Here is a 12,553-nt window from a genome sequence, read left to right as displayed (position 1 = left end):
ACTCACAGCACTACCTGCTGATTTATACGGTTACGAGCGGCCATCGCCAAAGCAGATTTAAGTAATAAGTTGCTACGCTGGCCGTTTCTCTGCGCCCGATTTTCTTGCTCTTGGCGCTTTGCCTCTACCTCTCGTTGTACTCGGTGCGCTCTAATCTGTTCACGTAGCTGCCGTACTTTCATTACTTGAACTTCCCAATGACTTGGATCAGTAATTAGTTTTTCAACTTCAACAACTGTATGGCTCATGATTGGACACGCTCCCATTCAGCTCGGGCGCTGTCGTATTGTGTTTGAATGTAATCAGCCAAATCACTCACATTTACCAGTGTTGGCGCGCGCTCAGAATCGCGCATTTTAAATGTAGGAATTGGCAACTTTCCCGCTTTGGCATGCTGCTCAGCGGTTTTGGGGTTAACACCAAAAAACTCTTTGCACACATCCCTTAGTGGAATCACTGGATTATTAAAACGAGCTAAAAGCGCAAAAGTCATATTCATCGCTATATCCTTATTTCTCGTGATCAGAAAGCAGCTCACTTACCGTGACCTGACCATTAGTTAGTTGTGAAATTTTGTTGATGTACTTTGCTGGGGCTTGTCCGTGACGATTTACCCAATGCCAAACCACTGCTTGTTTGGTTTCGAGCAAACGAGCAATTTCAGTTTGCCCACCTACTATCTCTACGGCTTTTTTGATAAACGACATAAAACCACCTAAAGATTACTTTAAGTAATAATATGATCACAAAAATGATTTTTCAATAGACAGATTACTAAAAGTAATCATAAGAACAACTAAAAGAGGTTTGACGATAATTACTAAAAGTTGTGATAATCAGAAAAAGAAATCACTATTTGTGATAAAAGTAATCAATAGGAATGAATATGGATATTGCCAATAGAGTTAGAGAGCGTAGAAAGTCATTAGGGCTGACGCAGTATCAACTTGCCGAGATGACTAACTCAGCACAGGCATCAATTCAAAAAATAGAAAAAGGTACGACCAAAAACCCTAGGAACATAGAGGCCATTGCTAAAGCACTGCAATGCACGCCCGAGTATTTGCGTTTTGGTGTTGGTGACTTTGATAACGCATCAATTGGACCAGAACTGAAAAGCAAACTCCCACTAATCAGCTGGGTTCAAGCTGGCGCATGGGCTGATATTCAAGAAATCAGCAGAATAGAAGCTGAACACTTTCTTTGCCCAATAAATTGCAGTGAAAAGGCATTTGTTCTAAGAGTACAAGGCGTGAGCATGGAACCTAAGTTCCAAGATGGTGATCTGATATTTGTCGACCCTGAGGCCGCTTGTGTTCACGGTTCTTATGTTGTGGCTAGACTAGATGATGATAACCAAGCTACTTTTAAACAGCTCATTATCGAAGGTGGGCAAAAATATTTAAAAGCGCTAAACCCAAATTGGCCTGATCAACTTATTCCAATTAATGGGAATTGTACGCTAGTTGGTAGGGTTGTTTTTACAGGGAAGTCGCTTTAGGTGATACACAATTAAGGTGTGAACAACGCTACCACGAAACCTGACTATACCACCGTAAACACAAATCTAACTATGGAATAAAAAGTGCTAAGCGTTAGGAATCACTCTTAAATGCCTGTTAAACAGACGCTACTTTTTCGTGTTCTGGTTCAATGCAGGTACGCCTAAATTACAGCGCCTTTGAACAATGATGTCCCCCATTTGCCTGTAGCGTGGGTTGACTTGAGCAGCTGAATACAGGTGGCCTTGAAGCCGTTGAAAGTAATTAATCAGCTTTTCATCATCGGGTTGGTAGCGCTTAACCATAAAATTGTATAAATGCAAAAGTCTCTGTATACGCTTGCGGTGATAGTTTTTAACCTTCAGCACATTACCAACTACAATCGCCCCTGTGATAGATTTTGGGGTAATTGCTTTATACACTCTGATTTTATGACACCTAAACCCGCGACTCCTTTTCAGGTATGCAGTTACATACTTACAAAATTCTTTTGGTATTGCTTGACCAGAGAACGTCAAATCATCCACGTAACAAGTAAATTTTATCTTTCTTGCTTTAGCATAGGTATTTAGATGATCAAACACCGGCCGATTAACAGTAAATGATAAAGACTGACTTATAGAGCTTCCCGTTGGCAAATGCCCATCGACAACGCAAAGTTTCGATAAAGTTTCAGCAACATCTTTTGTGCAACCAAAAGATTTAACAAAGCAGCGAGCAATTTGCTGTTCAGTTACAGACGGGTAGAATTTTCTAATATCAAGTTTTAGAACAGATAGCTCCCCAGTGTGCTCGCGAGCATTTTTAACATTAGAACGCCCTTTCACTCCTGAATTCAAATATTCCGGAACCTCAATTCGAGTAAGTAATTTATTGATTCTTCGATGAACTCGATTTAACTGGGGCTTAGGTACTTCGATGACCCGTCCATCTGGTAATTTAGACACATAATAATTTTTATCACCTTGTTTTATAAGACGACGTAGCGTTTGCTCTTTTTCCAAGCCCAAACAAGATGCAAGCTTTTTGTGAGACCTTAGTTTGTATAAAGGACTTTGATGAATTTTGTATGACTTATTTTTCTTCATTTTCTTTCATCTTTTGAATAAGCCCGAAATACTTATTTAGTACTTTATTGACGGGACGAGTTGAAGCGGTACGTTTTTCTGAAGAAAGTATTGCAAGAAGGTGTGAAGAGCGTACACGTAAGGATTTAGCATAGAAGTCAATCAACGCTTTTGGGGCAGGTTGTCTTCCAGACTCAATGTCGTTTAGATAATCTACCGATATACCTAATTCTTGTGCAACACAACTCGCACTAAGCTGAAGATACTCTCTAAACTTAACTAGAAGCTTACAGTCATAATTCAAGGTTATATGCCCCGCTGGTGATCCCCCAAGTCCACGAAGAACTTAGAAAGTTGGAATGGTAATTCCTACGTAGGATAGTAGGCCAATAATACTCAGTTTTGCCAGCCATAGTAGAAGCCTCCCTAACACACTAACAAAAACCTGTACTACCAGCGGGTGCCCTAAAAGACGCCCAACTGTTCCAAAAAATCGCCCTCTAAGAGCTTTCAAACGCTTCATAATAGACATTACTCTATCTCCTTACAAAATACGACACACATGTGCCTCGCAGGGTATTTAATAAGTCCACGTTCACTTGATTATTAGAGGGATTTACCAGCAGTGCTAACCTGCCACGCTCACAGCGTGGCGATCCGGGCGCCCAGAGGCGAGAATAGGCGCAGCCGCCTCACCGGATCAGTTAGAGTTTACACTCCGCAAGGTATTACCTTAATTTTAAGCTTTCGCTAGTCTGCGATAATTCAAAGTCCACCAAAAGTAGGAAAGCAAATGAATAATAAAGTAATTGCATTACGCTGTAAAGGGGGGGTGACCCACCACAATTCTTAGTCATCCTAGTATCACCCTTAAAGCTTAAGACCACCTAATTTTATTGAAAGTCCGTCCAATCCAGCATAGGCGCTACGCTAAAACGGCGGAAATGAGTATGTGCTAAAGTCATGAAGTGTGCCTTTAAAGAGACTAAAATAAAGTACAACGCAAGTTTGGCCGCGTAGTATACCTTAATATCAAATATGCGGCTATGTTGGATTAAAGTGAGTAATAAAACACGTCGGAGGCTTTATTTAAGCCATACTAAAAAGATACACTAAGCACTTGAAAGCTAAATAGGTATAACAACAAGCATGAAATCGCATTTAGGCCGACGGGCTTTTTCTGCTATGGAACTACACACGCTTTTTAATGGTTATATCTACGGTGATGAAAAACAACCTCGAGAGCAGCCCAAGCACTGGCATTTTTGGCTGCCACTCCTAGCCTATTACGCTGGTGCATACAGCGATGAAATAGGCAACTTAACACTCGCTGATGTAGTGACGATTGATAGCATTCACGGGTTTAATTTTACCACCCACGGTAAAATCCAGCACCGCTTTGTTCCGATACACACAGCCCTTTGGCAAGCGGGGCTTGAGCAATATATTCAGTTTGTCAAAAGAGAAAACCAAGACAGGTTACTATTTGATTTACCTTCCAAATCAGGTCGCTACAGTGAAAAAGTGAGGATCTGGTTTTCAGGTGAGGGTGAGCGCTTAGGTTATTTGCAAAAGTGTGGTCTACCCAATGTAGATCAACAAGGGCACAAAACCGCCATAAGTAGTTTGCGTTTAAACTTTGAACAGCAAGTTCGTATTGCCGCCATTCAGCGGGCTAATAAGCCCGCCTTTCACTATCTGATGGGGTTAAAAGATGAAGCGCTCATACAGCCACCAAAGCCAAACCTACTTAAACAAATTGTTGCTCCAATCAGAGTGATAAACAGTAATGTACACTGGCAACGGTTTGTTAGCCGGCATAGTTAGAGTAATATAGTGATAAAAATCTTACGTACTCAGTGCTTAACTAAAAATAACACTTACAAAAATGCCACCTATTTAGGTGGCATTTTTAATCTTTATGGCTTAAAAGCTTAACCACCAGTTACTGGAACTTGGTTACACTCAAGCTGAACTGAACCTGTTAGAGTATCAGCGCTCTGAACATTTCCAAAAGTAAATACTTGTGATTGACCGCCACCTTGAACTTTCGCACCACGGATAGTTGCACGTACGGTGTAGTTACCACCCACTTCAATACCCGATAGTTTAAAGGTTGAATTACCTAGCGCCTGAGCGAGTGAAGCTGCTTTACCATCTTTAGCGTAAGTTACGATAGAACCCGAAAGGTCAGCCGTTTTAGTCTCATCTGCAGCACATACACCGCTTAAAGTAACTTCTTTCTCAATCGTTTGAACAGAGTTAGTTAGAGTAACGTCAACATTGCCACAAATTCCCTGATTTTCTTGCTCATACCAAGTATTGCCCGCTCTATCATATAAACGTACTTTTGCAACCGCTTCTGATGAAATACCAAATCTTGCTGTAGAGGCACCCGAAATAACTTGCTTAGAATTTGAGCGAAGGTAGCTTGAAATAGAGCCATCTGGTGAAGTCATACTTACAGCTAAACCACGTGCAGGCAGAGTACCGCCAACAACGCGCACAGTCACACCATCCGTACAGATTGGAACACTCTTGTTCATTGAGAAGAAAGTTAGGTGGTCAGTTGCGAATTGTGCAGATAACGCACCACCATTGCTAACAACTGTTGCTTTGTTGGTTTCTTCAGACCATACGCCAGTATCTTCGTCATATGAAGAAATGTCTAATTGATCACCCACTTTTATATCATTTCCTGAAGGGATAGCAACTGACACATTGATAGGGCTAGAGAACTTTTTGATTTTTGCGCCAGTATCATCCGTCATTGTGATACTTGTAACGCCAACTGGTTTCTTAACTTGAGTTGTAGAACCATCATTCAAACCAGCTGGAATAATCGCACCAGTATTTGCATTGCTTGAATCGGCAGCAATAACGCTCATTGTAACTTCTGAGCCACTAATTGCTTCACCAGCTGCATTTTGAAATTCAGTATTTGCAGGTACTGTTAATTCTGCATTAGCGCCTTCACCAGACGCTGCGGCAGTGACTGCCTCAGCCGTAGTACCACCAGTTACAGCTGCTTTTTCCTCTGCAACCTCAACGCCTTCTGTTGCTGCCGCTGAAACCAAACCAAACTCTAAAGGAATATCATTTGCGTCGCCTTCTACTTCAGCAGATAAGTCAACAGTAAAGCTCTTTGAAATATAACCTTCACTAGCCACAAGCGCTGTCACACTGCCTGTTTCGCCTTCTTTATTTAAGAAAGTAAAGTTACCTGTTTCGTCTACAGTTACAGATGATAAATCTTCACCGTTTACGTCTGTTAATACGTTTGCGGGTTCGCCATTAACTACAAACGAAACTGTTGCACCAGACAATACATCTGAATTTGCAGCATTAACTACGTTAACAGAAAACACCTTAGAAGGTTGCTCAGTAACTAGCGTATCTGGCACTACCGTTTCTGTAGGTGTTGGCGTAGGTGGTGTAGGCGGATCTACTTTAACATTGTTGTCGTTGTCGCTAAAACAACCCGTCAATGTTAGCGAGGCAGCGACAGACATCGCCAAAAGAGATTTTTTATTAGCAAGCATGATTAGTCCTTGTTCCATTTTTTCGCAAGAGCCCAAACAACTCCCGCACAGTTTGTAATTCAAATTAATACTATAGGAAACATTGCGCTTATTTCCAATTCTTCCTACCTATATTTTTGACCTGCGAGCAGTTACACCCACTGTTCAATAATTTTTTTTACTGACTGAGCTATTTTTATCTTAAAAACACCTTCGATAAATTAGTATCCAATCATCGGTTCGAGCTGTTTTAGCCTTACACATTAGACGCTAAGGCTCAAACGCTAAAGTCACCGTAAATAGATTAAGAGTAGTCGATAAATTATACAAGCTCTACTTTGTAAAAACTACCGTAACTTATAACTTTTCAAAAGCTTATTAATTATTAAAGTTACATGACTCACAAAAGTCGTAAATGACCCACTAACGATAAGTCAAGTACGCTTCTCGTAAACGCGCTAAATTAGCATATATATAACTACTTGAAAGTCGGCCCTGATTTAAAAGGGTTTTAGTGATACTCAGCGGTGTTTCTATCTGCTTAGCTCGACCAATTGTTACGTTGTTGTGTGATTCTCCGATACGCGTGCTGACGCTATGTTGCCAAGCCTCATTACCTTTAATTTGTCCATAACTTGTCGCTGGCATATCTTTACGGGGCGTAAGCGGAATGCTAAACGACACCCCTGCCACCTGCACATCGGTATCTTGTGCAAATACTGATATATAACTGTCTCCAAACCAAAAGCGCGTTTCGACCTTTACACCGCTATCGTCATAAAAAAAGCGCCCTGCCGTTGCATGAAAGCTAACATCTTTTTCAATCCAGTTATAGCGATATGACAACGCCTGATAATCTCGTTCTGTGTTGTAATCTTGATACTCTAAGTAACCAATATCTGCCTTAAACTGATGACGACCATTACCACTTAGCCAAACAGTTTCGTTTTTTATACCAGTGAAATCTTGATTAAACTCTCTAAAAAAGCCGATATGCGTTTGATTATAAATGCCGTAAGGCAGCGCTAAAGTCTGGTATAACGTAGCTTGAGTAATACCATCTTTTTCAGCCAAGCGGCCAAACGGCCTACCTTGTTCATAATCACTCGTTTTGGCTAATTCAGATTGAGCACTCACACTTAAGCCACCGCCGTACCACATCGGCAAATCTAAATCTGCTTTTACAGCAAGTGAATAATCATAAACGCCCAGCTCAGTTGCAGTTCGTTGATTAAGCGCTGGGCCAATAGTTAAGCGAGGTGTAAAATAAGGGCTATTCGCGTTTGGCATACCAACCCACGACACACTGCCGAGTGGCTCCATTTCACCACGACGGATATCCATATCTGGCGTAATACTGCTATTAATAAAGTCGCGATAATTATCAACACTACCGCGTACAAACAACATAGGCATACCACGATTCAATAACTGAATGCTATATTTAGCGTCTGGTTCATCAATGTGCTCTGCGATGCGCCCTAGCACCAACCCTATTGCATCAATATCGTTGCGGTTGAATACAAAGTTCTCAAAGCTCAAAACAATATGTGGCTCACGATTAAAACCAACGCTTACAGCCTCAAAACCATCGTCTATTAACGCGTTTTTAAGCTCTCGTGTTTGTAAAGTAAGAGATTTACTGAATTTATCACGCTGCGCTACCTCTTGCTTAGCCTCTTCTAAAGGCTTTTGCGCAAGTTCTCGCTGCTTTTGATAGTGGGCTTTAAATGCCGCTTCACGATTTTTATGGTTATCTAAAATAGGCGCAGGCGCAGCCTCAGTAGGGTCGTTTAGTACTGCCTGCTCAAACAAAGGCATTGAAAAGTTTAAGCCCCAATAGGTGTTTTTATCCGCATAATCAGTATTGCTGTACAACTTGCCACTGAATGTTAACGTGCCCACATCGTAGATCCACTCACGTGGAACAGTTAATCGAATACCCGCATTCACCGCATCTGCATCGTGCTCTAATTGCAATGCAAACCAATCTAGCGGCTGCCATTCAATACCCGCAAAAGCACCATCCATTTGCCCCGTAGCGCGGTCGCTAACTGCAATCCCCGCAGAAAACCTAAAATCATTCCACTCTTTTGAGCCCGCTAAATAGTACGTTTCGTAGTTATTTGCTGCACCACCTAAGTCTTTACCACCGATGGCGAGATTGAACCAGTTTTTGGGAATATAAGGAATTTGATACTTAAGATTAAAAGATAGATCTCGAGTTTGGCCCTTATTTTCAAACATACTATCATGTATTGTACTCGATGCAATCTGACCGCTGACTTCAAGGCCGTCGTAAATCCCTGCGGAAAAGATAAAATTATGACCATCAATATATTTAGTGCCACGTAAATCGAGTTGATTGTTGTATCCAAAGTCAACCGACCCCTTTTCTAACACTTCAGCATTTGGTGTATTAAATAGCCCAGTATAACCAGCAAATGAAGAAAAGCTTTTTGCTGGGCTATCTGCTAAAGCAGGCATACTCGCAAGCACTACACCGCCTGCAAGAACTATATTTATTTTTGACATGTACGCAGACCAATTTTTATTTTTTATTCATTGTAATAAAGCCTTACTTTAACTTTATTACTGTTTTAACTATCGTATATTGAAAGTAAAGAAAACCCAAGCCAATCAATACATCAACATTACGTATCTCAAATAAGCTTTATTCATTGCAACTCAATACAAGTACTTTGCCCAAGCAAGTTTAACACAATCGCAATACACCAGAGCACTTGGTTCTTTTCATAAAATTACTAAAAAGCGGTGTAACTATTCACAAATAACAGGAGTTAAGCAGAGCACTCTTGTAACAATAAAGTGCCTTGTGCCACATGCTCATTAAGCTTTACGCAAATTAACCACTTTTACATCATCTGCAGCCTTCACTACTTGTTTGGCTTCTCGCTCTAGTGCAACACGTTTTTCATTCCATACTAAATCACAAATACCATCGGTAGGGTTAAAACCTGTTGGCGCTTCTAGTAACAACTTACGAATAGCTTCGTGATCAAATTTATGACAAGCTGCATCTAGTTTTTCAATAAGTTTATCCAACTCACCTAGCGGTAACTTAACCTCATTCGCCGTCATTATGCGTGGGTGTGGGGTGTCTTCAACATTATCACCTATGAGCAACTCTTCATATAGCTTTTCACCAGGGCGCAGCCCCGTACATTTAATTTCAATATCGCCATGAGGATTTGATTCAGATTTAACTTCTAGGCCCGACAAATGAACCATTTTGGTTGCCAAGTCTTTAATTTTAACAGACTCACCCATATCGAGTACAAACACATCGCCGCCTTTACCCATAGCACCGGCTTGTATCACTAATTGCGCTGCCTCTGGTATGGTCATAAAAAATCGAGTGATATCATTATGTGTTAGAGTGATTGGGCCTCCTTCTCTAATCTGCTTGCGAAATAAAGGCACTACCGAGCCACTGGAGCCTAATACATTACCAAAACGTACCATACAAAAACGGGTATTTTTTGACGTTACTTTGCTCTCAGATAAGGCTTGTAACGCTAACTCTGCCATTCGCTTAGTCGCACCCATCACATTAGTGGGCCGAACAGCCTTATCTGTAGAGATTAAAACAAACGTCTCTACCCCTGCATTAATAGCTGCTTTTGCAGTATGATACGTGCCAAATACATTGTTACGCACCCCCTCGACCACGTTTTGTTCAACCAACGGAACATGTTTGTAAGCTGCAGCGTGATACACTGTTTGCACACCAAACGCTTTCATACAAGTTTCAATACGATTGATACGCTGCACAGACCCCATCACAGGCACAATTTCAAGTGCGATGTTTTTACTTAGGGCCAGCTGGTTTAACTCTTTTTCAATGTTATATAAGCCAAACTCAGACACTTCAAACAACACTAACTTAAGTGGCCTATTTTTAATAATTTGCCGACAAAGTTCAGAGCCAATAGAGCCACCAGCTCCAGTAACCATCACCACTTTATTAGTTATATTAGCCGCCAATAACTCGGTTCTTGGTGCGACAGGATCACGCCCTAGTAGATCTTCTATTTCAACTTCTTTTATCTCACTAAGTTGCGCTTTGCCATCAATTACATCTGCCATACCGGGCACAGTCATCACTTCAAGAGGTAGCTTTTCTAACTTAGTGAGTATCTCTTTACGGCGAGAGCGCGTTGCACTGGGCAGTGCCAGTAGCACTTTTTTAACGCGCTTTTTATCGATAAGGTTATATATTTCTGCAAACGGAATTACTGGGATCCCCTGAATAATAGCGCCATGCTTGTTATCATCGTCGTCGAGGTAAGCAGTAACATAGTAATCGGGACCAGTTGCCAGCGCTGTTGCTAACTGTCGCCCAGCATCCCCAGCGCCATAAATAACTACCGGAGTTTTGGTTACTGCAGATAAGCGCCAAATCAATGCCCTAACCAAAATACGTGAGCCACCCAAAGAGAGTATCATTAACCAACCATAAATAACCGGCATGGTACGAGGGATAACGGTTTGGGTAAAAAAGGCAGACAAAACTAATACCACGGTACTTATAACAGTACCTAATACCACAGCCCCTACAGCACTTGCCCCAACATAACGGAGCACCGCCCGATAAAGCCCTAAACGAACAAAAATGAATAAACTAGCGGGTAAGAGAATAACCAGTAACAACCAGTTTTTTGCAATCATTAAAGGCGCGAGGCTATCGAGCCGAACAATCAGGGCCAACCAAAAAGCAGAAATTATAAAAATTGAATCTAAAACCAAAGTAATAAGACGCTTTTGGCTGCGAGAAGCGCTTAACAAGACACGAAACCAACTATCCATTGTGTTCCTTTTTTATTCCAATTCGAACTATAATTACAGACGAACTTAAGCATAGTACAAGCTGTAGTATATACAAAAGTAGTAAAACTATATGTTGAGAAACTAATAGGTTATAGTTAAAAAAACTTTTAAGATCAATGCTTACCTACCCTATCCCCAGAACCACTGCCTGTTACAGTCATTACTATATACTTAAAATAATTAGCCACTGTCAAAGTATCGATCATTTGCCTATCCGTTGTCGCAAGTAATTCTGGGGTAGACATGTCTATTTCGCTCACCTGGGCAAGACCTGTGATCCCAGGTCTTACAGAATATATGCCTTTAACTTCTCTTGCATATGTAAGCTCTTCTTGGTTGTATAAACCTGGGCGTGGACCAACCAGGCTCATTTCACCTTTTAATACATTCCATAGCTGAGGAAGCTCATCCAGCTTTGTTTTACGAAGAAAGTGACCAAATGGTGTTATTGAAGAAGAGCTCGCAAGGTGGCTCGCAACAGATGCAGTGTCTACCTTCATCGTTCTAAACTTCACTAAAGTAAATGGCTTTTTATTTCTACCAACACGCTCTTGAGTAAAAATCGGTGAGCCAGTATCAAACAGTCCAATGATGTACAAAATGACCAAGAAAGGAAAAGCGAATAAAAGGCCAAACAAGGCAAATAAAAAATCGAGTAATCGTATCATTAAATATTCCATTTATAAATTTTTAGCCGCAAGTTTAAAGCCAAGTTCAACAGGATAAGGCGGAGACCAATCAAGTGTGTTTTTTGTATGAGTGATATCTAACTGAAGTGAGCCGGTTAGTCTATCAACTACATCTAGTTTGCCCAGCAAACTACCTGCTAGTTTAAAACACCACAAAGGTAATGGAAGTGAAAAGTTGGATTTGCCCTGTACCCTTGCCATAAGCCTCACCATTTCAGCAGTTGATAGATCATTGTCATCACTTACTAAAAAAACTTGATTAACGGCTTTTGGGTGCTCAATACACACCTTGATTAAATCCACCAGGTTATAGACAGATACTAAACTGCGTTTATTAGTGTTTATTAACCTAAAAGGTAAAGGCAACCCTTTACCAACAAGTTTCATTAAAGATGCAAAATTAGCTTTCACACCTTCTCCGTACACAAGTGGTGGTCTTATAATCACAATCTCCATCCCTGTTTGTTTACCTAACTCCAGTAGCAGCTGCTCTGCCTCCGATTTTGAGACTCCATAGAAGTCTTCAGGTGCAGGTGTATCGAATGGAGTAAATGCTGGTTTACCTGATGTGCTTTCTCCATTCACTTTTATTGTGCTAACAAATATAAAGCGTTTTACACTCGCTTTTGCAGCTTGTTTAGCTAAATTCACAGTACCAGCGGTGTTCACAGCTCTAAACTCAGCTAAAGGATCTACCGAGCTGTCTTTCATTACATGAACTCGTGCAGCACAATGAATTACACAGTCAACATTATTAAGCGTACTTGAGTAATCACCACTACCATCAATATTGTGCTTATAAACTTTGCCTAAATTTGACTTTTTTCGCCCCAAAAGTTTTAAAGCGTTATTGCTTTGCAGCTCCTTAGCTAGCAAGCTACCAACAAAACCAGAATAACCAGTAATCAATAAAGTATTCATAT

General features: G+C 40.9%; 11 protein-coding genes. 2 read left to right on the top strand and 9 right to left on the bottom strand.

What is annotated here, in order from left to right:
• Window positions 1-2: 2 nt before the first annotated feature.
• From GDK41_RS02250 to GDK41_RS02240, 3 genes are read right to left on the bottom strand one after another with little or no spacing between them, the layout of a single operon-like run.
• The gene (locus GDK41_RS02250) at window positions 3-248 is read right to left on the bottom strand and encodes a hypothetical protein (RefSeq protein ID WP_152084888.1); all 246 of its coding nucleotides are present in this window, start codon (window positions 246-248) and stop codon (window positions 3-5) included.
• Window positions 245-499: a pyocin activator PrtN family protein gene (locus GDK41_RS02245; protein WP_152084887.1), complete on the bottom strand. Its 255-nt coding sequence runs from the start codon at window positions 497-499 to the stop codon at window positions 245-247. Before GDK41_RS02245 ends, GDK41_RS02250 begins: the two co-directional genes overlap by 4 nt.
• A 10-nt stretch (window positions 500-509) precedes the next feature.
• The gene (locus GDK41_RS02240; protein ID WP_152084886.1) at window positions 510-707 is read right to left on the bottom strand and encodes a YdaS family helix-turn-helix protein; all 198 of its coding nucleotides are present in this window, start codon (window positions 705-707) and stop codon (window positions 510-512) included.
• 179 nt (window positions 708-886) lie between these two features.
• Between GDK41_RS02240 and GDK41_RS02235 the strand changes: the two genes are divergently transcribed.
• Window positions 887-1,501: a LexA family protein gene (locus GDK41_RS02235; protein WP_152084885.1), complete on the top strand. Its 615-nt coding sequence runs from the start codon at window positions 887-889 to the stop codon at window positions 1,499-1,501.
• Window positions 1,502-1,630: 129 nt separating this feature from the next.
• Here the strand turns inward: GDK41_RS02235 and GDK41_RS02230 are convergent, their stop codons facing one another.
• A complete protein-coding gene (locus GDK41_RS02230) occupies window positions 1,631-2,590 on the bottom strand; it encodes a reverse transcriptase family protein (protein WP_152084884.1) in 960 nt (319 codons plus the stop codon).
• 1,128 nt (window positions 2,591-3,718) lie between these two features.
• On the opposite strand from GDK41_RS02230, the gene GDK41_RS02225 reads away from it, so the two are divergent.
• Window positions 3,719-4,396, top strand: a complete 678-nt coding sequence (locus tag GDK41_RS02225) for a hypothetical protein (protein ID WP_172971531.1) — start codon at window positions 3,719-3,721, stop codon at window positions 4,394-4,396.
• 107 nt (window positions 4,397-4,503) lie between these two features.
• Here GDK41_RS02225 and GDK41_RS02220 read toward each other — a convergent pair whose 3' ends face one another.
• The 5 genes from GDK41_RS02220 to GDK41_RS02200 all read right to left on the bottom strand — a co-directional run bounded on the left by GDK41_RS02220 (window position 4,504) and on the right by GDK41_RS02200 (window position 12,551).
• Window positions 4,504-6,111, bottom strand: coding sequence for a hypothetical protein (locus GDK41_RS02220; RefSeq protein WP_152084883.1), 1,608 nt, complete (start codon window positions 6,109-6,111; stop codon window positions 4,504-4,506).
• A gap of 402 nt (window positions 6,112-6,513) precedes the next feature.
• Entirely contained in the window at window positions 6,514-8,625 is a 2,112-nt protein-coding gene (locus GDK41_RS02215; protein WP_152084882.1) for a YjbH domain-containing protein, read from the bottom strand.
• A gap of 315 nt (window positions 8,626-8,940) precedes the next feature.
• The gene (locus tag GDK41_RS02210) at window positions 8,941-10,920 is read right to left on the bottom strand and encodes a polysaccharide biosynthesis protein (protein WP_152084881.1); all 1,980 of its coding nucleotides are present in this window, start codon (window positions 10,918-10,920) and stop codon (window positions 8,941-8,943) included.
• A 134-nt stretch (window positions 10,921-11,054) separates the two neighbouring features.
• Entirely contained in the window at window positions 11,055-11,609 is a 555-nt protein-coding gene (locus tag GDK41_RS02205) for a sugar transferase (protein ID WP_152084880.1), read from the bottom strand.
• 12 nt (window positions 11,610-11,621) lie between these two features.
• Window positions 11,622-12,551: a UDP-glucose 4-epimerase family protein gene (locus GDK41_RS02200; RefSeq protein ID WP_152084879.1), complete on the bottom strand. Its 930-nt coding sequence runs from the start codon at window positions 12,549-12,551 to the stop codon at window positions 11,622-11,624.
• Window positions 12,552-12,553: the final 2 nt, after the last annotated feature.

Source organism: Pseudoalteromonas sp. A25 (assembly GCF_009176705.1).
GTDB lineage: Bacteria > Pseudomonadota > Gammaproteobacteria > Enterobacterales > Alteromonadaceae > Pseudoalteromonas.
The sequence above is the reverse complement of the archived record's forward strand: the minus strand, read 5'-3'. Positions and strand labels throughout refer to the sequence as shown.

What these genes read in the sequence shown, in the direction of transcription:
- GDK41_RS02250 (WP_152084888.1), bottom strand. Translation starts at nt 248, where the DNA reads ATGAGCCATACAGTTGTTGAAGTTGAAAAACTAATTACTGATCCAAGT.
- GDK41_RS02245 (WP_152084887.1), bottom strand. Translation starts at nt 499, where the DNA reads ATGAATATGACTTTTGCGCTTTTAGCTCGTTTTAATAATCCAGTGATT.
- GDK41_RS02240 (WP_152084886.1), bottom strand. Translation starts at nt 707, where the DNA reads ATGTCGTTTATCAAAAAAGCCGTAGAGATAGTAGGTGGGCAAACTGAA.
- GDK41_RS02235 (WP_152084885.1), top strand. Translation starts at nt 887, where the DNA reads ATGGATATTGCCAATAGAGTTAGAGAGCGTAGAAAGTCATTAGGGCTG.
- GDK41_RS02230 (WP_152084884.1), bottom strand. Translation starts at nt 2,590, where the DNA reads ATGAAGAAAAATAAGTCATACAAAATTCATCAAAGTCCTTTATACAAA.
- GDK41_RS02225 (WP_172971531.1), top strand. Translation starts at nt 3,719, where the DNA reads ATGAAATCGCATTTAGGCCGACGGGCTTTTTCTGCTATGGAACTACAC.
- GDK41_RS02220 (WP_152084883.1), bottom strand. Translation starts at nt 6,111, where the DNA reads ATGCTTGCTAATAAAAAATCTCTTTTGGCGATGTCTGTCGCTGCCTCG.
- GDK41_RS02215 (WP_152084882.1), bottom strand. Translation starts at nt 8,625, where the DNA reads ATGTCAAAAATAAATATAGTTCTTGCAGGCGGTGTAGTGCTTGCGAGT.
- GDK41_RS02210 (WP_152084881.1), bottom strand. Translation starts at nt 10,920, where the DNA reads ATGGATAGTTGGTTTCGTGTCTTGTTAAGCGCTTCTCGCAGCCAAAAG.
- GDK41_RS02205 (WP_152084880.1), bottom strand. Translation starts at nt 11,609, where the DNA reads ATGATACGATTACTCGATTTTTTATTTGCCTTGTTTGGCCTTTTATTC.
- GDK41_RS02200 (WP_152084879.1), bottom strand. Translation starts at nt 12,551, where the DNA reads ATGAATACTTTATTGATTACTGGTTATTCTGGTTTTGTTGGTAGCTTG.